Origin of the sequence: Lactimicrobium sp. (assembly GCF_036453465.1) — a bacterium.
Taxonomy (GTDB): Bacteria; Bacillota_I; Bacilli_A; order Erysipelotrichales; family Erysipelotrichaceae; genus Bulleidia.
This window is the reverse complement of record NZ_JAZHUW010000005.1, coordinates 1-22014: the sequence shown is the minus strand read 5'-3', so window position 1 is coordinate 22014 and position 22014 is coordinate 1. Positions and strand designations below refer to the sequence as shown.

The following is a 22014-nucleotide window of genomic DNA, read 5'->3' as shown; positions in this document are numbered from 1 at the left end:
TTTCCAAAAACTTATTTGCCAATCACTGCACTCACATTCTGTGAGTCAGAAGACGCATACACAACATTGGCATCAGACCATTTGTCACCAGTCTTATTGCCATCTTTATCCAGAACGTCTGTACGATGCTGCAGAACAATCCTGCCGCTCACTACATACGTACCAGGAACCGTCGGCACAGAACCAGACAACACAGCAGCCTTGCCATCCTTGTCTTTCACCGTACCATCTTCACCTGCCTGATACACAACAGTAGAAGCAGAGCCCATAGAACCATCACTATTCTGTAATGTATAGGTCATCTCATACACAAGACGATAATCAGAATTCTTGGTACCAAGATACTTCTCATACGCAGACGCGTCCGAAGCAAGAGTATCGTCATCTGAATCCGGTGTCTGATCCGCCAGATACGGCTTCAAAGCAGACAATACCTTCTTCAGCTCATCCGAATCCTTTGCCAGCTTCATCTCATACACACCAAGAGCATCATCTTTCACGATCGATGCTGTATCAAAGTCAGGTGTATATACATATGTCACAGTCTGATCACCATTGTGATAGCCAACCTTCTGGGCAGTATCACCATTGGTCAGCTTCAAGCCATCCAACGATGCAGGCTTACTGTCCTCTGCCTTTACTGCATCAAATACATACGGATTATCCGATGTCACTGTCGTCTCATACATCTCAATCTGTACCGGCTTGACATCCGTACCATTCTTAACAGCTTCTGCCTTCTCCGCATCACTCTTAGCCTCATAGACAACATCCGGCAAAGACAGTACATACTTCACTTTGTATGTCCATACAACACTCAATGAGCCATAAACCTTTGAAACAGAGTAGTTATTGGCAGATGCAGAATCCTTAAAGCTGACCGTAAACTCATTGGCCATCGTACCAGGCTGCTGAATCTTGGATGTATCCAGGAACGTAACAGTCACAGGCAAAGACGATGCATCTACAGCAGTACCATTGACCGTCGCAGTCCAATCCGTATTGGTATGGAAGCCCGTGCCATCAGCACCACTACCATATATCCAGCTCTGTGAACCAGATGTAATCACCAGGGAAGCAGGCGATATCGTCAGGGAACCAGCAGATGAATTACGATACACTGTCAGCAGATTCTCACCAGCATCAAGTTCATCCGTATTCACACTGGCATCCTTATACAGCAGAATCTCTACCTTAACAGAATACACGCCGGCATTCACAGGTGCATTGCCATAGATACCAGCCGTACCATCCGCATTGGTCCATGCATACTGCACATATGTAGTGGCAGTTGAAGCATTATTCAGAGAATACGTGTACTTGTATACAAGCGTATTATTCGAACCAACAGCAGGTACAGTATTCAACTGATAGGAAACGCCATGCTCATTGCCATCATAGGAAGCACTCTCATTTGTCAAACTGCCATCAAATGTAGGAGCATACCAGAACCGCACAACCTGTGCAGAACCTTCATCCTTGTTCACCGTCACCTGTGAATCATCAGAAACAGCATACCCAGTCTCATTCTCATCAGTCAGAAGAGCAGACTGTACAAACGTATAGCCATCAATCGTCGAAGCCGTATCTACAACATAACCAGTCTCATCCGACTTATTGATCGTCCTGGAAGACAGTTCAACAGACACCGGTATCTTGTCTGCATCATCAATGTACGCATAGCGGGCATAAGATTCTACAACATGACGCCAGCTGCCCTGCTTTGCCGTATAGACAAGACGGATCGGATTCTCCTGTGTATCGGATGTGGCAACACCTGTATTGCCAGACACAAAGGTATAGCCATCCAGATCAGGAGCCACAATCGTATAAGCAGAGCCTACCGAATACGTATCATCCGTTGTGAACACAGTCTGTCCATTGTACTCAATCACTTCTGCCGTATCACGATCATACAGCTCATAGTACAGATGGACTGGCTTGACAGCAACCTTACGGGCATACAGATTGATCGTGTAGTAACCATCTGAACCCTTATTTTTATCAGAAACAAGATCCAGCTGAATCTGACGGTCCTTTACATACTGATGTTCAGTTTTAGAAGAATCCAGATAGTACCAACGTACTTCATATCCTTCATCTGCAGAGATTTCAGGGAACATGCTCTCACCAGTAGAAGCATTGTAAAGCACATTACCAGAAGACACATCAATAGTAGTCAGTGGAGTAGTATCAGTCTCACTGCCATAGAAGTTCACATGATACTTGCATTTATCCCACTTAGCAAACAACTGGAGCGGTCCATCAAGTGTCCCAGTATCACCGGTAAACGGCTTTGTGCAGTTTTCATCCAGATACCAGCCAACAAATTCTTCACCTGCAGCCTTTGAATTTGCAGGCTTTGTAACAGTCAATCCATCCAAAACAGAGTCGATCGTAGAATAAGATGTCCCATACTTTTCTGTAAAGTAATAAACACCACCATCGTCCTGCTTGATTGTGTTATCAGCACCATCTTTTGCACTTACATCTGCATTACGCAATGTAATAGCATAACTCTTACGTTTGTAGAATACGGCAAAGTCATTATCAATGTACACATCATCTCCTGAAGAGGCAGAGATAAAGCTATTCCATTTCTTATTACCGTACCAGTCAGTGTCAAAATATCGATAGCCAACCAATTCAAATCCATATGGATACTTTTCAGATAGATTGAAATATCTTTTCGTCCATCCCGTTGATGATATTAGAGTTGAAGAATTCTTCTTGTCATACCCAGTTTCATCATAGACTCCTGTGCCATCAAGCTTCTCGATATAGTGAGAGACTGTAACTGTAGATGTAAATGGTCCATAATTAGGTTTTTTACCATAGAGATTCATTGTGTTGGAAGAAGTGTTTTCCGTATGGAAATACGTAATAAATGTCAACCTTATACCATCTGGACCTTTACTGTTGCTGAATGACTCATACCAGTCATAATTTTCGTCCCAGATATAATTTTTTCCAAATTCTTCACCATACAAACCTGTCCAAGTTACCTTTTTATCCAGATGAGTATTTGTCCTGCCCGAAAAATAATTGAAATTGATCGTAATCACATCACGTGTGTAATACAAATTGATTGTGGTTGCTCCATCTGCAGAAACGGTTACTGATACCTTACCATCTGAAGAAACAATAAGGTGGTTTTCATCAGTTATTTCATTATATTTTGCTGTTTCATCTTTTGAATATGAGAAATGATCAAAATCAGTAGAGTTCTTTAAGGGCAGTGTATCCAAAGCAATATCAGGATCTACAGTATATGTATTGCCTATGGCTACATCATCCGAATAGCCTCCATAGTAGTCATAATCATCTTTGGTATAAGTAGATTTTGTTTGAGGCTTCTGCTGCCAGAACTGTACAGTAACCTTAGCTGTTGTATTTTCAGACCAGTTATCAGAAGACTCAGATGCGGTCTCAAATGCGGTCACATCTGTAGCTGGCATTGAGGCAATCTTAAAGTCAGTAGCATTATACAGTGTAATGCCATCATAGCTGATCGTCCAGTAATTCAATGTATAGCCAGGACGCACAACCTGATCTGCACTGACAAGGGTTACTGGAGCCCCATATGGAATCATCTGCGGAGTAATGTAGTTTGATGCATCAGGGGCAGAGTAGCTTAATGTATAGCTCTTACGATAATAATCGATTGTGATTTCAACATTGCTATTGGCATTATTCAGATTCTTCTGCTCGATTGTACTTGTAACTTCAAACTCACCCGGCACATTGGAAAGATCCAGTACAGATGCTTTTGTCGTACTGCCAACATAACCAGTCTTTGTCTCATCCACTGTCGCAAGATCACCCTTGCTGTAAACAAGCAGATCATTGCCATTGCTGTCCTTGCCTACCAGAGCGCCGTTACTGATAGATGCACCATTATCAACAGAATCATGGAAGACATGATGAACGGTATACGTCACCGGTGTCGCCTTATACATCACATAGTAGGTCTTGTTAAAGGCAGAACCAGTCATTGTGATGACACTGTTAGAATTCACCTTCTGTGTACTGACAGTCTCATCTGTGTCCGTGTTCTTTTCAATAACCTGATCTACAGTCGCATTCGCAACACCCTTGGTTGAAAGATCTACATTCTGCGTAAAGTCAGAATAATTATCACTCGTTCTTTCGTAAACGATCTTATTCAAAGAAGAGATCTCATCACCAATATCACCATTCTCATCCTCATAGCAGAAGACCATCGTATAAGTATATGTCTTGATCTGTCTGTAATGAGCATAGTAGATATTTGTGCTGATCGAGGAAATCTTTTCATCGGTAACAGTGATCTTTTCACCGCCATCAATTGCTGTATACCAGCCATCAAAAGCATATCCGGAAATAGATGGTGTTGTTGGCACAGTTACACTGCCATCCGCATTGAATTCCACATTGGCAACAAGGCCGCCATCCTTGCCAGTTGTCGGATCAACATACTTGAATGTAATCTGCTTGGCATACTTCGCATAAGCAGTAATATTCTGGGTAATTGAAGTGAAATCGGCCGCACTTAAAACATTGCCATTGTCATCTGTCCAGCCAACAAAGCTTCCGGCATCACTGCCCTTGGAAGAAACCAGATTGCTGGTATCAACATAGTCAGATGGCTGCCAGCTGGATCCAGCCAGTATAGCTTTAGTCGCAATCAATGTTGTCTTATCGTCGTTATAAAGTCTAACAACACGATACTGACTCTTATCCACAGGAATCTGCCAGCCGCCCAGATGCACACTGATATTGGAATTATCCGCCTGTCTTGTATAAGAGATAAACGGATACTCGCCCTTCAATCCATTGTCATAGGAATAGGTAATGTAAGTAATACTAGGATCCTTCTTGGCAATTGGATCGTTGGAACTGTAGTAATCAACAGCAGTGTAATTACTGTCATGGTTCTCATTAGGATCAAGTCCACCTGGTCTGGAAACTGCAGGTAATTCTTCTAATGTATCCGTATCAAAGTTAATGCCTTCCAGGTAATAATTACCCCTTAATGCATTCTTGATGCTCCACTGACCATAACTGCCAATCAGTTCACCTGTTGTGTTCTTCGGCCCCTGCACCATTCCTACTGTATAGCAATTTGTAATGGCATTGTCCTGCTGAGCGGATGTGGTACCAACCAGACCGCCAACGTTCACACTGCCGGTTGTATAGCTCCATTGATTCTTCAGATCATCACTCTTTGTACCGCCAAAGACTGAGCTGGACGTATAGCTATTGGCTATCGTACCACCCATAATACCAACCAGACCACCAGCATTCGCAGATCCTTCAACGTTATAGTATCCAACGCGCTGTGCATCTGCCAGATAGCTGCCATTTGTCGTTCTACCGCCAGAGAAGCTGTCAGAAATAGAACCAGTATTAAAGTTGCCAACCAGGCCACCGGCATCATCACCCTGCACATATGCCGAAGCACCGCTGCTGATAATCTCCTTCCCTTGGAAATAGCCTACCAAACCGCCTGCGGCTGATTTTTTAGGTGTTCCGATTCTGACCAAACTCTTCTCACCTGTCACAAAGCAATGAGAAATCGTAGTAGTATTATTAACCACTCTGCCCGCAAGAATACCAGCATTCGTAACACCGCCATTTGCTTGAATAAGACCATTTTCAACGGTAAGATCACTGATATTCGATAGAGTTTCCACAGATCCAAACAAGCCAACATAGCTGGTGGATGTATCAAGCGTAATATCATAGACTGTATGCCCATTGCCAAGGAACGAGGTATTTGTACCGGAGAACATCATAACATTGGCATTGATCGGATAGAACTTCTGATCCTTGATCTCAGTACCACTGTTGAGATATACAGAAGTCACTTCATCACTCTGGTCAATCCGCAGTTTCTTTACACGGTCAAAGAATGAATTGCCATCTGTATCCCAGTGAATATCTGTAGTCAGATTGGCTGTCTGCCACTTTGGCTCCCATCTTCCTGGAACATCAGATGCCATATTCTGCAGATGTCTGCCGCAGCTGATGACTGCTGTTGTGGCATCCGTATTTGTGCCAAAGGAACTATTAGTGTAAACAGGATCAGACACAACAGTACCATTCACAAGAACACGGGCGGTCACATCATAGCCAGGTGACTTCCCTGAATCACTGGAAATCACATTGCGGAAATCGCCAAGATGTCCATCTTTGTAATAAGTGATGTCATCAATATTGATCGTATAGTTTGTGACATTGCCAACTGTCTCAACTTTACAGAGTTCTGTCTTCCAGCTCCAATCAGTTCTTCCCTGATCGGGATGATCTCTTTCAGTCCACTGATCCTCTGCAATAATCTTTCCATCCTTAATTCTAAATGCAATCGTAAAAGGCTGTGAAACATCCGCAAGACCAAATGTTCCCTGATAGAAGAACTGAATCTCAACCGTATCACTGGAACTTACATTCGGTACTGATGCCTTGAACTGCAGGATCTCGTCATTATTAAAGCTGGCAATTGTCTCATGCTTATTAGCACCCTGCCAGTCACCTACATGGCTCTTTAAGAACCATGCCTTGGCATTGGTATCAAGAGAACTGACAACTGTATACGGATAGGTAACTTCTTCATTTCCATCAAGTAATGATTCATCATTGACATACTTAGTAGTTGTATCGCCTTTACCTGTAAAACTGGAAGGCTCTTTGACACCATTTCCATTGACAGTTGTAATAGCATAGCTTCCAGCCTTTGTAATGGCAGAGTCATCACTGACACTGCCAACAAAAGCATGTGCAGTACCGCCATACACAGAAGCAGTCACATAGCTGTTTGTCACACCATTCAAGGTTGTAACAGTTCCAGCAATGCCGCCGGCACTATCCTTTGCAATGATGTTGTAGTGCTGATTATCCTTGTCAGTAACAGCATTTGTTTCAAGAACATAGTCTTTCTGATAGGTATGGCCAGAGACATAGCTTGCCTGAACATTAAGTGTGGAGGCACTGCCGATTAAACCGCCGGCATTGCCGCCAGTTGATTTCACATAAGCAGAAACAGCTGTGTTTTTGATATTGACGGTGCCATCACTGTGGCCGATCAGACCGCCGGCATCCGATTCTGCATTAATGCCAATTGTGGCAGACTTATCCCAGACAAGGACATTGTTTACCATCACTGTACTGCCTTTATCCGCAGAGCCAAGCAATGCACCACCATACTCACTGTCAATAGAATTCGTGTTGATATCAATAATCTGTAGATTAGAAACCGTTAATATCTTCCCAGAATTAAGACTTCCAAATACACCACCTTCTGTACTGCCAGAGCCGGATGTTGACTTATTTGTTCCAACAGAGAGATCTGAAATCATATATTGACGATGACTCTGCTGTCCATTGGAATCAGTATATTCATAACCAGCATCATAAGTCAGATCATTCGAAAGACTGACAGGCGTATAAATATAGAGATTCTGATCTCCGCCAAAAGTTATAGACATATTATATTGATACTGTGTAAAGCTGATATCAGATACCTGTACAGCATTGACAATATTGAGCTCAGAAGTATCAATCTTTGCGAGATTCTCCAGATGACGAATACTGCTGATCGTAACGGTATATTTCCCATTTACTGTCTTCAAAGAGCCAAACATTGAATTAGCCGTTACAGAATTAGAAGGTTTAGAGACAGAACTGTAAGATCCATCATCCTCTTTTCTGACAACACTTGCGGTAACAGTAATGTTTTCGCCTGGAGTTATATATTTCTCGTTTGGTTTGTCATAAAACTGCCAGTCAATTTGCAGCAAGGCATAATTATCCTCACTATTCACATAAGCATGATTCTGCCATGCATCAAGTACTGTTGAATACTGATAAACAGGCTTATCCCCGTTTGATTCTTTGAGCGAGCTCTTCTCTACAATCTTAGTGAAGGTATTTCCAGATGTGTTTCCCTTAATGGTAAGCTGAATCTCATAGTCAGCATCTTCCCGCTTTAATACATTATTCTGTTCTTCACTCAAAGTAACAATGGCATTCAATGTATCGCCATTCTCAATGCTTAATACCGGAGCATCTGTCTTACCAGCCGCAAGATCCTTCCCGCCATAAAAGCCGATAGTCTGTCTGTTCTTTTTATCAGGGAAGTGTTTGCGCACAGCCTTGGCATCTGTGCTGTCCTTGTCAGGCATGGCATTCTTTAAAGCAGCTGTCTCATTTGTCAGTGTATTCGAAGTAAAGGAATAGCCATAGTTTCTGCCAGCATACGAGTAAAACACACCAACTACAGTAGCGGTGTCTTTATCATAGGTAATGATATAGCTGCCACCTGTACGCATGGTTTCATCCACGGATCCCTGCGGCAGGATAACATCAATGACCTTGGCAGCATCTTTTCCCGGGGAATAGACCAGGTCATACAGAGTGCCACCCTTTTCATTGATATAAGCACTGTCTTTGTACAGTGTATCTACAGTACCAAGTTTATCACCCGTATATTGATCAAGTGTTCCACGCTCTTTGGCAAGGCTGAGATGATACTGCGCTGCCAGATAGATTTCCTTGGCAGCCTGATCAGCGTCCAACAGCCGCACATTCCAAAGATAGCTGGTAACCGAAATAATGGCAACGGCAGAAAGAATCGCCACAATTGCCACTGTTATCAGCATTTCTCCAAGTGTGAAACCTTTTTTATTTTTTCTGCTGTAACTGCGCATTTCCATCTCACTTACTACTTATTCACCTCACCTGTTATTTCACAACAGGCGCATCATTCATATTCCGTATCTTGAGAGTACCTAATTGATATAAAACTCTTGTCCCTTCTGCATTGTAAATAGAGAGCTTTGATATCGTAAATACATGTGTTGTTTCATCATATGTCAGCGAATCATATGTCGCATACATACCATCCGATGTACCATCACTGACCAGATCTTCAGCCGTTACATTGGCAAGGCTGTCAGGATTGGCACTTGTCTTTATGCCAAATGCCTGATCCTTTGTACCATTGACAAATATCGTGGCATAGCCGGTGCCATCATCCGTAAACCACACGACTTCTTTCCCATTTTCATCTATATTATTCCCATCAACTGCCACACTGGACGCATATTCAAGTTCTTCCTGCATCTTGACTTCAAGCGTTGACATGAATAATTCAGCATTTGCTTTTCTGGTAATGCTGCGCCAGGAGCGGACATAAGCAGAAAAGCCGCCGACAACAATCAAGCCGACCAGGCCCATGATCAAAATGGCTGCCAAAGTTTCTGACAGTGTAAATCCTCGTTTTTTCCATCTTGTCACTTTGACCATGTCTTCTCCTTACTTATTTACTGGAAGCTGATTCATAGAACTCCAGAGCCGGATCCTGATCCTTTTCAGTATAGATCGTTACCGGAGCACCTTTTGTAGAAGTGCCATCCGCTGAACCTTCACTAGAAAACGTAAACCATTTGCCATCCGATGTCTTTAATACTGCCGTACCAGATTCAGATGTGGCAGTGGATGTATCCGCAAGCCCGGTAATTCTTGCATAGTAGGAACGCATCATCTCATCTGTCTTTGCCATGGACTTGTTAGAAGAAGCCACAGCACCGGCAACCATCAGACCGCCAAGCACTGCTACAAGCAGGGCAGCCAGAGCTTCGGCAATACTTTCACCCTTATTGCTTCTGAGTTTCTTCATGAGCGTGTCACCTTCGCCTTTCCAAACGAAATCACGGTTGTCTTGGTCACAATCCGCAAGCCATTGACATCGCCCTCATCTTTCACCATATAGGTGTATGTCGTAGTCACCTGCGGCGCACAATACACATGAATCGAAGAGCTGTTGCTTGTCACAACAATATCCAGAGACAAATCCGATGCCAGGGTCATATCCGCATGGCACTGCAGCTTGGAATCACTGCCAACCGTAATCTCAAACGAACTTTTCCTGCTTGTTAAAGAAGCCAGTGAAGCATTGGCGAACTTTGCCTGATAAATCTTCTTGGTCGCATCGGAGTAATCACTGCTGCTGAGATACGCACTGTACATGCCGGCATATTCCTTCACAAGCAGTGACTGATTGCTGGCATCTGTTACATTTCTGGTTTTTGATATGTCAAAACCTTCCAATGTCGTTGGCACTTCATCACTGGCAGCGGCATCATAATTCACCTCATAATAAGAAGTATTAATGTCACTTCCATCTGCCTGTGTCTGCACGGTATACATGCCATCTTCATTCTGCTTCACATCCGCTGTTTCCTGAATCACAATGACATCATTCTGCAGTTCCTTACTGATCAAAGAAGCAGCAGAATTTGCCGCATACTGGTCCTGATTCAGAGTCATCTTATTGGTCACTCTGCCAGATGCTGCATAGGCAGCAGCCAGAATCATCGATGCCAGAGCTGCACAGACAACGAAAAACAGCAATGCAACACTCAGTGATACACCACTCTGTGACTTCAATTTTTTCATGCAGATATGCTTCATTTTCATTCCTGTATCCATGCCACGACAAAAACACGTGTCGAGGACACAAATACTATACTCCAAAAATGCCAAAGGAATTGTGAAAGCCGGCATTTTTCACCTTTGAAAGCGGTCATAATAAGAAGATTTTACCAGAATCGACACTTACAAAAACACTTTGAACGAAACCAGCTCTTTCATATTCCTACTTCAGCAATTTCCAATAGCCGTTCTTCTTTGCACCAACTCTTTCCACATACCGATTCTTCTCTAAAACAGCAAGAATCTTGCGAACATAGCCATCACTGTATCCTGACTTTTCAACCATTCTGTGAATCGTAATATCCGGTTCTTCTTTAATCATCCCGCAGATCTGACTCTGTGCCCTGTTCAGACTGTTTTCGATAGAATACGTAAATACAGGCCTTTTCTGCACTTTCTTATCAAAAGGAATCGTGACAAGAATATGATTTTCGGTAATATCAAATGCCTGTTTCCCATAAACACTGACAATGAGCGGAACCCCATGGCCAGTCTGCTCCACAAAGCCCAGCTGGCCAAGAATACTCTGCAGTTTAATATTCACCGGCCGGCTGATGCCGCGGTAGAACTCCTCCTGGGAAAGATCGGCTGGCAGACCGCCTGTAGAAATGATCTCAAGACGGTCAGAATAGACATAGACAGCAGGTGGTACCAGCAGTTCCCACCTTGTATACAGGCAGGCATTGATCCAGGCTTCCCTGACACATCTTTGATCAAATAACTTCTTCTCTTTTCTCTGATGATCATTCATCACAACAGATGTTTCATTGATCGACTCAAGATATGACAGCACCTGGTCCATGGCAATCACAAGAGACTTAAACCCATACTCATTTCTGCCAATCACATCATTTTTATCTGTCCCTGAGAATGTAACCACTTTGATCGAGACATCATTGTGGTCAGAAAGCAGCACTGCCATCAGGTTGTACCTTCCATCTGCCATCCGCAATGACAGATTCCTTTCAAAAGTATCTTCACTGACAGAAAGATGATGTGCTGCATACACCGTCTTCAGCTGTCCAAAGGACAGATCCTGATATTCAGCAGGAATTCTGATAATCGGATCGGCATTTGCTTTGTTCAGCAGCAGCACCCGTAGCTGGGCCGGACTCAGTTCACGATCCTCATCTGCAGACCGCATATAATAGCGGCCAAATGCAGAATACGGTTTCTCAAATCCTTCCACATACACCTTGATCACATTCTGATTGTCCATCAACTGTAAAGAAATACGTGGAATCACCTGCGGCTTGATACCGCTGGCAATCGCCTGTGACACATCCCGCAAGGTTCTATCACCAATCTGCTGGCCAATGACATCTCCATTGTCTTTCACTCCAAAATACAACGTACCATAACCATTCTTGTTCAACAACGACACCAGCGAAATGATGCCTTCTTTTAACTCACCTGTTGTCTTCTTGAACTCTGTCCACTCTGTCTCTATACCAATATTCATCCCCCGCCTCCTTTCTGTGTCTGACTTCAATAACAGAATACATGATTTCGGATTTATTTACCACTTTAATTGCTACTTCCGGTAGTAAATAAAAACAGGATCTTCAAGCGACCCTGTCCTGTCATTACTTTACACGGTATATCGTTACACCGCTCATATTGTCTTTCACACGTGTGCCATTGTTATCCAGCAGAGTGCCATCTGCCAGCTTCCACTTACCGCTGATGGTATACGGCTTGGTGCACTGGGGAAGAACAACTTCCTCAACGGTATCTGACAGATTGTCGAAAAGCTCATAACTGGAAGAATTCAGTGTGGCATTGGAGAGATCAATCTTTGTCAGACTGGTAAAGCCATCAAACAGATATTTTGTCTGATCTTCGAGAACGGATCCCTTTGGCGCCGTGATGGTCTTCACCTGGGAAAGATCCATACCAAGGCTTTCTACATACTTCTTAAGACTGTCATTGCTCAGCGTCTCAACATCCGTCAGTGTAATATCACCGGTCACCTTTTCCTTGATCTTACCGCCGTCTGTCCATACCGCTGAAATCTGCCCATCGGTAATCGTCACTTCCACAAATGCATTCTTCGGTGTACCAACGGCACCGGTCTTTGAACCGTCACTGTCTTCTTTACTGGACTTGCCATAGCCGCCTTCGGCAATGGCAGCCGCAAGATCACTGGCATGATCAGAATCATTTTCAATTGCTTTGCCATCTGCGTACAGATACGACACTGTTCCAGACTCATCATTGCTCATATATTCGGCGGCAGCCGCAGCCTTGGCACTTCTGACATTGGCCATATCCACAGCCAGCCGGCTCTTTTCAAGCTGCGAAGAAAAGATCGGAATACTGATGCCAACCAGAACCGCAATAATCGCCACAACAATCAGTAACTCCGCCAGTGTAAAACCTTCTGTTTTCCTGCCAGCTTTCTTCATTAACAACAATATAGCACAGTGAAAGCAATATCTTTACAAACGATGATGCTTTTCCATACCAAAAGCAATGGCTGCTGCAGCTATAACCACAATGCCTGCAGCCACAAGCAGATATCCAATCGGCAGTAATGCAAATGCCTCATGCAGATAACCCTGGCTGTCCACATAGCTGCCTGTCACCGCCTTGGCAATAAAGCACACAATCCCTGCCACAAGCAGGACAGCACCAATGCCCATTGTCATCCGGTTCAGCTTCACCGTTTTCTTTTCACTGCCATTGCTGACAAGCTTTGTTTCAAGATTTTCCATTTTCATTTTCCTCCTGGCAGACATTTCTGCCCGAGCTCAATCCTGCTGGAAAACCACCTCCAGAACAAGCAAGCATCCCTTTCCAAAGCCAGTGCAAGCACAGCTTGCGGCTAATGTTGATGCCGTTTGACAAGAAAAATGACAAAAGAAATGACAATGATAGCAAGTCCAATCAGGGCAAAGCCCATGCCCACCGGCAATAGATAAAAGTTTTCATGCAGATAGCCAGCATCGTCGACGTACTCCACACTGTTTGCTTTGATAAAAAGACACAGGAAATCGGCCATCATGAAAAAGCTGCCAATCACACTTGCAGTCAGATTCATCCTGGCCTGCTTTCCATCCTTCTCATCCTGGATGAGTTTTGTGGCAACCTCACTTCTGTTATCATCCTCACCCAGGATCAGCGTATCCAGAGATACACCAAACTGCTTCGCAATCTGAATCACAATCTCAAGATCCGGCAGATTCTTATCATTCTCCCAGTTGGAGACAGCCTGCCTTGTCACATGCAATTGTGATGCCATCTGTTCCTGACTCAGATGATTCTCATTACGCAGCAATTTGATCTGTTCACTGAATTTCATATGTTTCTCTCCAAAAAGGAAGGCATTCCTGCCTCCCATACATCATCTCGTTTTACTGCAGTTTAGGATCCTTCTTCCAGGCATCAATTACAGCAATCAATGCCGCCCCGGCCGGCTGGCCCGACGCATCAAAGTTGATCACAAGCAGATACTGCCCTGCAGACTTGTTATCTTTGATGGTATTCAACGGAGAAGGCAGATTGTCTCCTTCACCGCTCCAGTTGTTCTGCTTTTTACTCTCAATGTTTACAACCACATCAATGGTATCAACATAGCCTTTTGATGCATTGTAGTTAACCCACACATGATGCACACTGTCAGAAGTCCAGTGGCTCTTTGAGGTGTCATCCGTCATGATGGTGGTCATTGCCTCAGCATAGGCACTTCTGATATTGGCAACAGATGCCGCATCACGGCTCTTTTCCAGCTGCTTTGAGAAAATCGGAATGGAGATGGATACCAGTACAGCAATGATTGCCACGACAATCAGTAATTCTGCCAATGTGAAACCTTTCTTCTGTTTCATTGCAGCATCACCCGGCTTTCCGCCTGCATTCTAATCCCGTACTGCCATCATGTGCAATCCAATTTCATTTATTCTGTTACTTTGTTACATCAATATTGCGCAAAGCATGATGATCTTTCTTTTCTCTGTACATCAATTCATCAATATGATGGAAGAACTGTTCTTCATTCACATATGTATCCGGATCATAGAAGGCATAGCCCGCAGAAAAGGACAGATGATACGGATGTCTGCTGTCCTGATTGAATGTCTCACAGCATTTTTGCAGATCTTTCAGTTTCTTCTGTGCCTGCTCGGCATTTTTCTCATAAGACAGCACCAGGAACTCATCGCCGCCATATCTGCCAATCACTGCACTGCGGCCAAAGGTATCCAGCAGAAAGCCAGATAACACCGTAAGTGCCTCATCACCGGACTGGTGTCCGCAGGCATCATTGATTGCCTTGAAAAAGTCCAGATCAATCAGATAGACAAGGAACGGATGATCTTTGCTGTAATGGGTGCATTGATAGTCCAGCACCCGGGCAAAGCCCCTGAGGTTGAGCAGGCCGGTGAGATAGTCATTGTCAACATTTTGGGCCTGTACATTCACAAACAGCAGCAGGCAGGCCAGGATGGCACCAGCATATTCATACGAAGCCCCGCCCACAAAGACCTGCAGGAAGCCGGCAGCCAGAATGATCAGCGGGAATAGAATCACAACCAGTGTGTACTGGGTGCGGATCTGCTTTCTGCGCAGAAAGATATATAAAGTGATGAAAGCACAGAAGGCCATGTTCAGCAGTCCTCTGACCACATACAGAGGACCGTGGTGATAGATGGCACCAGTATAGTAATAGAACCAGCCAAGATGGAACAGGGCACTGATCGTAATCAGCACAAAGTTCAAGATGACATAGCCGATGACGATGCCATAGAACATCTTTTCCTTGTGGTCCTTTTTCCCGGATGTCCAGGAATCAATGTACAGCAGGGCAGCCAGATAGCCAATGGGATCACCGGCATAGATGAGATAGGTGCCGATCTTGTCGATTAGCAGTCCCGCGGATCCTGCCAGATTTGCTTTGCTTAAGGAGTCCGCAAAAAGCAGCACCAGTATGACCGTTAACATGAACGAAAACGTCCAGTCCTGCTTTGTGCAGACTTTCTTGTTCAGTGTCATGCCTAATAACATGACATCAATAATTGCCACATATACATTTAAAATGAGCCAGCCCGGCACATTCATAATGCTCTTCACCTCACCCGAGTCCCTGTTATTCTAGCACAACCAGCGTGTATCAGAAAAAGACATACTCATACAGTGAGTATGCCTGCAGTCATTACAACAGAGATGCTTTTGTGTCGTCCTGTTTTTCAATATATACCGCCGTGCCGGATACCATGACCACAATCAGATCATGGGTAAATGTTTCCAGATCCAGCTTTGCTCCGACGATGGCATTGGCACCAAGAGCAGCCGCATCCCGCACTGCCCGGATCGCTGCGGTCTTCTCTGCATAGTCAATCTTCTCTTTATAGGACGAAGATTCACCACCAAAGGTATCTGCCACTGAAGATTCCCAGGAAGAAACAATCCCGGTGCCAAGCACCATCTCCCCGGACACTACACCTAGATACTTTGTAATCCGATATCCCTCAAAGGATGGAGTTGTTGTCACCCAGCGCAGTCTTTCATCATCCAGGAAGGGATTCTTCTTGTCCTGATAGAAATCCCGGATATCCTTTCTGACCGATTCCGGAAAGCCCGCCGTTTCTGCTTCCTGCAGAACCTGTGCCTCCGTCTTATTAACTTCTTCCAGAGAAGTAAACTTCCTATTTACCTTGTAGGAAGGAATCTTTGCATAACAGCTTTCACACAGAACGGACTTGCCAATGGTGTTAGCCGTCACCAGCAGACTGTCCGCATTCTTCCCGCATACAGAACATTTGCGTGCCATATTGTCTCACCTCTCTGACAACAATATAGCATGGCAATGAGAGAACGCTGCCATCATTTATGATCAGAAAGAAGTGAAGAGCCCATTATGACAGATTTTGAATTTTCATCAGGAAAGATTTCTGTTTTCCAGACTGAAAGATTACTGCATATCATCCTCAGATACTTCCTTGGGATATTCTCTTGTTTCATCCAGATCATGCAGAGGATTCCATACCTGGGCAAAGAAGGGATCCACCTTTGCCCTGTTTCCATAGTTCCAGCTTTTCTTCTCACATTCCGGACACCAGTGTCCACCCTCTAAGATCAGTCTGGGACTGGCTTTAAAGGTATGGCCAAAGGCGCACCGGAACGTCAGCTTCTGATCCCATCTGCCGGTTTCCATTTCTGAAGAAAGGCATTTGCCGACGCGGAACTCTGCTGCTTTCTGCATATCACTCAGATTCAGCTCACTTTCCGGCTTTGTTTCATCATAGCCATGGTCAATCGGCACCACCTTGCTTAAATCCTCCTGAAAGTGAATCTGGCTGACTTTGTCAGGGATTCTCTGCCAGGCAGCTTTGGAGCCCCAGTAGGCATTGATATGATCCTGCATGTCTTCATCCAGCCAGTGCTTTGTGCCATGTTCACTGTTCATCAGCGGTGCAAACACAAACTTCTTCATGATATCTCCTGCAAGCTTCTGACCATGAGGCAGACGGTTCATTGCCCGCAGCACCGGCACACCGGCACCCACTTCCTTTAAGAAGGCATCATAGAAGTATGTCATATCATCATGGCGGAAATGCAGATAATTCTCCAGCTTGTCTGAATCCAGATAATACTGCCCATGGAAGTTTCTTGTGGCGTTAAGTTTTGGATCAATGATGTCATCCAGGGATGTAAAGCCAAGCCGGCCATACATCTGCCTGTAAAGATCGACAGTGGCAAGACGGCACTTCTCACCGCCGCCGATGTTATAGATATGGTTCCAGAAAGATGCCGGCAGTTTCTTCTGTTCCAGATATACAGCAATGTGGTCCATGCAGCGGCCGGAATCACGGTCAGAAACATACTCCAGTACATTGGCCAGACAGTTATGGAACTGGATGGCATCCCGTACTTTTGCCATGGCCGGACCCATCATGCCAGTCTGCCGCAGAGATGCCCAGTATTTCAGGCCGCTTTCAATGACCATGCGCTCTGATGCCACTTTGGTTACGGCATAGTAATCAAACATGCTCGGCTTGATCGGATCACCAACCCTGCCCCAGTGAATGGGCGGCAGGCGGTCACCTGTCTCTGCCACTGTATCGATATAGACAAAGCGGGTCACATTCTCCTGATGCAATTCAAAGATTGCTTTGATCAGATTTCTGGTGCCGCCATAGTTGACCTGCATGGCACGCTTAGGATAATAATCCGCAGCCGGAGAAACAAAGGCTGCAATATGCAGGATCAGATCGCAGTCCTTCACCAGCTTCAAAGCATCTTCATACTTTGTCAGATCGCCATAAACAACCTCAAAGCGCTGTTTGTTTACAAAGCAGCCAAGCCGTTCCTCACTCTTTTTCCCAGGCAGATCTGTTACCCGCACATCATATGTACACTGATCATCTGCCATCTGCCGGATCGTTTCATACCCCATGGTGCCAGCCGCACCCGTCACAAGCACTCTCATCTGTTTTTCTCCATCATCTTGAACAGTCCCTTGAAGAAGTGTCCATTGGCCATTTCCAGCATACCGGGCAGAACATTGTTGTCCATACCGCCGGAAATCATCATTGCCCGCAATGGTGAACCAGCCGATGACGCCATCAGCATCCGGAACTCCGGATTATCATAGTCTGCTTTCCCGCCAAAACCTTTGGCAATCGTCTTTTCCACTGCCTTGTACATGATTTTCATGATCCACGCATCCTGCTTCATCTCCATGACCGTATTGTCCATGGTATAGGTGCCTTTATGGGGATGATCTTCTACATAATGGATACCGCTCATCTTTTCAAAGGCAGACAGCCTCACTTTACCCTGGCAGCTTTCATACCAGCTGCCTTTCTGCCATTCAGGAGCAGATACTTCATCACGATCACAAATCTCAATTTCTGTCTGCAGCGGCAGATCCTGACTGTTTCTGCCCACATAGACAGCATAGCTGCCATCCGGCACCTTCCAGCCATCATCCCACAGAGCAAAATCATCATCTTCTAAGACAAAGGATACTTCTTTTTCCTGTCCTGCTTCCAGATGAATGCGGGTAAAATGTTTCAGCTCTTTAATTGGTCTATGCAGGGCGGGATGTGTCTGTCCCACATACAGCTGCACAATCTCATCACCAGCCCTGCTGCCGGTATTCCGGATGGTGCAGGATACTTTTCTGCCTTCTGCTTTCAGATTGGAATAGGCAAACTGCGTATAGCTTAAACCATAGCCAAACGGCCATCTGACCGGCACACCAGCCTTGTCATAGTAACGATAGCCGACATATTCCCCTTCCAGATAGATGGCATCTTTGGTTTTGCCATAGTAAGAGGAAGAAACACAGTCAGAATAGGTATACGGCCATGTCTCAGCCAGTCTGCCAGAGGGGTTGCTGATGCCTTTAAGCACATTGGCAATCGCGGCTGCTCCGGCTTCTCCCGGCAGGCCTCCATAGAGAATCCCCTGCACTTTATCACTCCATGGGCATTCCACCACCGAGCCGCTGATCAATACAACAATGACATCTCTGCCAGTCTGGATCATCCTGTCAATCAGTGTGTTCTCACCATCCGGCAGTTTCAGATCCGCACGGTCAAACCCTTCTGATTCATACTTGCCGGGCAGACCGGCAAAGATGATGACCTTGTCTGCCTGTTTTCCGATTTTCTCTGCCTCTTTGAGCATAGCTTCATCCGTACTGCCATCCTCATCAAACCCTTCTGCATATAACGCATCTTTAAAGAAGTCAGCCGGCTGATCCATATGGAAGGCATTGATATGGCTGGATCCCGCCCCCTGATAACGCATCTGCTTTGCAAAAGATCCCACCAGGGCAATCTTCTCGTTCTCTTGCAATGGAAGCACATTCTCATTCTTCAGCAGCACAATGCCTTCTTCGGCTGCTTTTTCTGCCAGAAGATGATGCGTCTCTGCCATCTTTTCCCAATCCTGTTTCTGCTTTGATTTCCTTGTCTTCTCGGCACGGTCAATCAGTTTCAGGATTCTTCTAACACTGTCATTGATGCATTCTTCCTCCAGCCTGCCATCTTTCACTGCCTGAATCACCTGTTTTTCCATGTAGGCACTGCCACCTGGCATATTCAGATCACAGCCTGCTTCAAATCCCTTGATGCGGTCATTCATTGCACCCCAGTCCGTCACCACGGCACCATCAAAGCCCCACTCTTTCCGCAGCACATCTGTAAGCAGCCATTTATTGTCCGAGCAGTGGATGCCATTGAGCTTAGGATAAGCACACATCAAAGTAGAAGGATGTCCCTGTTTCACTGCAATCTCAAATGCCTTGAGATAGATCTCCCGCAGTGTTCTTTCATCCAGCACACTGTTGGAATTGAAACGGCAGTATTCCTGTGAGTTTGCGGCAAAGTGCTTGAGACTGCAGGAAATGCCTTCTGCTTCAATGCCCCTGATAAAGCCGGCGGCCAGTTTTCCTGCCAGGATCGGATCTTCTGAGAAATATTCAAAGTTTCTGCCACATAAGGGATTGCGCTTGATGTTGACACCTGGGCCAAGCACCATATCCACATCCTGCTGTTCAGCCTCCTGCCCGATGGCACTGCCGATCTTTTGCAAAAGAGCAGGATCAAAGCTTTGGGCAGTAGTTACTTCTGCCGGAAAGCACACTGCCTGACGTGACTTGTTCACACCAAGCATATCTGCCTTGTTTTCCTGTTTGCGCAGACCATGGGGCCCATCACACATGAACAGCGAAGGAATGTCATATTTCGCAAATGCCTTGGTTGTCCAGAAGTCAGCACCCGAGCACAATGCCACTTTATCTTCCAGACTCATCTTCGCCAGTGTTTCTTCGATATTCATCTTGATGCCTCCATCTCATATGTCTTAGTCCCGGCAGCCTGCGTATATCTTTGCCCATCGGGCAGAACAACCTGTGCCATGCAGTTGGAGGGAACCGTAATCGTAAAGATGATCTTCTGGTTCTCTTTCTTCCAGCTGCTTTCTACTTTTCCATAGACACTGCGCCATGAAGCCGCAGCATATGTGAAATGTCCGCCTGGTTCAGGCGCAATGATAAATGTATTTTCGGACGCAATCCGGATGCCGCACATCGTTTCAAACAGCCACTGACATACCGCACCCTTGGAATAGTGATCCAATGAGGCAATACCGCCGTTTTTGACCGTATTGCCTTCCCAGGCTTCCCAGACTGTTGTAGCACCGGTCTTTGGCATATACAGCCAGCCTGGCATCTGCTCATTTTCAAGAAGCTTATAGGCAGCCTCGATATCGATCTGGCTCAGCACATCCAGAATGAGCGGTGTGGACAGAAAGCCTGTGCCAATCCGCCAGTGATAATTCTCCAAAGCTTTGATCAACCGTTTCTTAGCATACTCTGTCTGTTTTTCATCCAGCATATGGAAAGCCAATGGCCGTACCAGCCTTGCCTGCCGGTCTGTATCCAGGGAATACAGTTTGGTATGCATCAATGCCTGATAGCTCTTGCGGCAGTGAGCAGCAAAGTCCTTGTAAGTCTGTGCTTTTTCCAGGCTGCCAATGGCAGCTTCCATCTCTGCCATGCAGTCCATCACATGGGCTGTATAGGCAGTGGCAGTCTCGGGATGAGGAATGGCACAGTCCTGCCAGGAGGTAGGATGCACATCCTGGGGCTCTGCCCATTCACCATAGGCCTGCCCATAATTAGACAGATACTTTCTCTCTTCCCCTTTTAAGCCGGTATGACGGGCCGTTGGATACCAGCGGCCGCACCTTCTCTGCATGAAGGCCGCATACTTTTCCATGCCATCAAGATAAGCCCGGATCACATCGGTATCCCCATACTGTTTCCACAAAGCATAAGGAATCAATACACCGGCATCCGCCCAGCCAACTGAGCCGTCCATAGCTTTCATATAGAAGTCTGTGCCGCCCTCCGGTACAATCTGGGGCAGCTTGCCATCCTTCTTCTGCCAGTCATACAGATCATTGAGATATTTACGCTCAAATGGCATGTAGTTGAACAGAATGTCTGCCGTCGGTGCAAAGATCTGGGCATCACTCGTCCAGCCATGGCGCTCTCTGGTCGGGCAGTCCGTAGGCAGATCACAGGCATTGTTGCGGGCTGACCACAGCGTATTCTGATAAAACCTGTTTAACAGTACATTGGAGCTTGTAAAGGAAGAAGTTTCTTCCAGATCCGAAGAAACCGGCACCGCCTCAAAAGCAGCCACATCCCATTTCACATTTGTCTTGACCTGAACATACTGAAAGCCAAAGATCGCAAATGTTGTCTCATAGTCATTGATGCCGTCTTTGCAGATATAACGGATCTGCTGCAGCGGTGTGGTGATTTTCTTATTGGAACACTGGATATTCTTCTGGGTAAATTCACCATGTTCATCCAGCATCTCACCAAAGCGCAGATCAATCACATCACCTGCTCTGGCAGTGATATGAAAGCGGATGATGCCGGCAATATTCTGATGAGGACATATTAACAAATTGGTGAATTCTGTGGCTACTGTACTTGTTCATGTACAGTAATGTTAAGCTGGTTGATTATCTTCATTCATGTGAGGTGAATTCCATGGATGGTGAAACAATTGGCACAAC

The 22014-nt window shown here is 45.3% G+C and carries 14 protein-coding genes; all 14 read right to left on the bottom strand.

All coding sequences use genetic code 11. The annotated features are described in order from the left end of the window. Nucleotides 1-11: 11 nt before the first annotated feature. The 14 genes from SOI44_RS02185 to SOI44_RS02120 all read right to left on the bottom strand — a co-directional run bounded on the left by SOI44_RS02185 (nucleotide 12) and on the right by SOI44_RS02120 (nucleotide 21902). Nucleotides 12-8687, bottom strand: coding sequence for an InlB B-repeat-containing protein (locus SOI44_RS02185; protein ID WP_331347615.1), 8676 nt, complete (start codon nucleotides 8685-8687; stop codon nucleotides 12-14). Between the two features lie 34 nt (nucleotides 8688-8721). Beyond that, nucleotides 8722-9285 carry a type II secretion system protein gene (locus tag SOI44_RS02180; protein WP_331347614.1) on the bottom strand — a complete coding sequence of 188 codons (564 nt, stop codon included), beginning with the start codon at nucleotides 9283-9285 and terminating at the stop codon, nucleotides 8722-8724. A 13-nt stretch (nucleotides 9286-9298) separates the two neighbouring features. After that, entirely contained in the window at nucleotides 9299-9658 is a 360-nt protein-coding gene (locus SOI44_RS02175) for a hypothetical protein (RefSeq protein ID WP_331347613.1), read from the bottom strand. Continuing rightward, nucleotides 9655-10437, bottom strand: a complete 783-nt coding sequence (locus SOI44_RS02170) for a hypothetical protein (RefSeq protein ID WP_331347612.1) — start codon at nucleotides 10435-10437, stop codon at nucleotides 9655-9657. The genes SOI44_RS02175 and SOI44_RS02170 overlap by 4 nt, the downstream gene beginning before the upstream one ends. Before the next feature lie 199 nt (nucleotides 10438-10636). Continuing rightward, nucleotides 10637-11935, bottom strand: a complete 1299-nt coding sequence (locus SOI44_RS02165; protein WP_331347611.1) for an RNA-binding domain-containing protein — start codon at nucleotides 11933-11935, stop codon at nucleotides 10637-10639. Between the two features lie 124 nt (nucleotides 11936-12059). Then, nucleotides 12060-12881: a pilus assembly FimT family protein gene (locus SOI44_RS02160; protein WP_331347610.1), complete on the bottom strand. Its 822-nt coding sequence runs from the start codon at nucleotides 12879-12881 to the stop codon at nucleotides 12060-12062. A gap of 33 nt (nucleotides 12882-12914) precedes the next feature. Continuing rightward, nucleotides 12915-13190, bottom strand: coding sequence for a DUF3955 domain-containing protein (locus tag SOI44_RS02155; RefSeq protein WP_331347609.1), 276 nt, complete (start codon nucleotides 13188-13190; stop codon nucleotides 12915-12917). Between the two features lie 110 nt (nucleotides 13191-13300). Then, complete coding sequence (locus SOI44_RS02150) at nucleotides 13301-13777, bottom strand: helix-turn-helix domain-containing protein (protein WP_331347608.1); 477 nt, start codon at nucleotides 13775-13777, stop codon at nucleotides 13301-13303. Between the two features lie 52 nt (nucleotides 13778-13829). Beyond that, a complete protein-coding gene (locus SOI44_RS02145; protein WP_331347607.1) occupies nucleotides 13830-14303 on the bottom strand; it encodes a type IV pilin protein in 474 nt (157 codons plus the stop codon). Nucleotides 14304-14379: 76 nt separating this feature from the next. Beyond that, nucleotides 14380-15495 (bottom strand): GGDEF domain-containing protein, encoded by a 1116-nt coding sequence (locus tag SOI44_RS02140; protein ID WP_331347606.1) that lies wholly within the window; start codon nucleotides 15493-15495, stop codon nucleotides 14380-14382. 130 nt (nucleotides 15496-15625) lie between these two features. Continuing rightward, complete coding sequence (locus SOI44_RS02135; RefSeq protein WP_331347605.1) at nucleotides 15626-16243, bottom strand: YbjQ family protein; 618 nt, start codon at nucleotides 16241-16243, stop codon at nucleotides 15626-15628. Between the two features lie 141 nt (nucleotides 16244-16384). Next, nucleotides 16385-17902 carry an NAD-dependent epimerase/dehydratase family protein gene (locus SOI44_RS02130; protein ID WP_331347604.1) on the bottom strand — a complete coding sequence of 506 codons (1518 nt, stop codon included), beginning with the start codon at nucleotides 17900-17902 and terminating at the stop codon, nucleotides 16385-16387. Further along, nucleotides 17899-20262 (bottom strand): glycoside hydrolase family 3 C-terminal domain-containing protein, encoded by a 2364-nt coding sequence (locus tag SOI44_RS02125; RefSeq protein ID WP_331347603.1) that lies wholly within the window; start codon nucleotides 20260-20262, stop codon nucleotides 17899-17901. The genes SOI44_RS02130 and SOI44_RS02125 overlap by 4 nt, the downstream gene beginning before the upstream one ends. After that, the gene (locus SOI44_RS02120; RefSeq protein WP_331347602.1) at nucleotides 20259-21902 is read right to left on the bottom strand and encodes a family 78 glycoside hydrolase catalytic domain; all 1644 of its coding nucleotides are present in this window, start codon (nucleotides 21900-21902) and stop codon (nucleotides 20259-20261) included. Before SOI44_RS02120 ends, SOI44_RS02125 begins: the two co-directional genes overlap by 4 nt. Nucleotides 21903-22014: the final 112 nt, after the last annotated feature.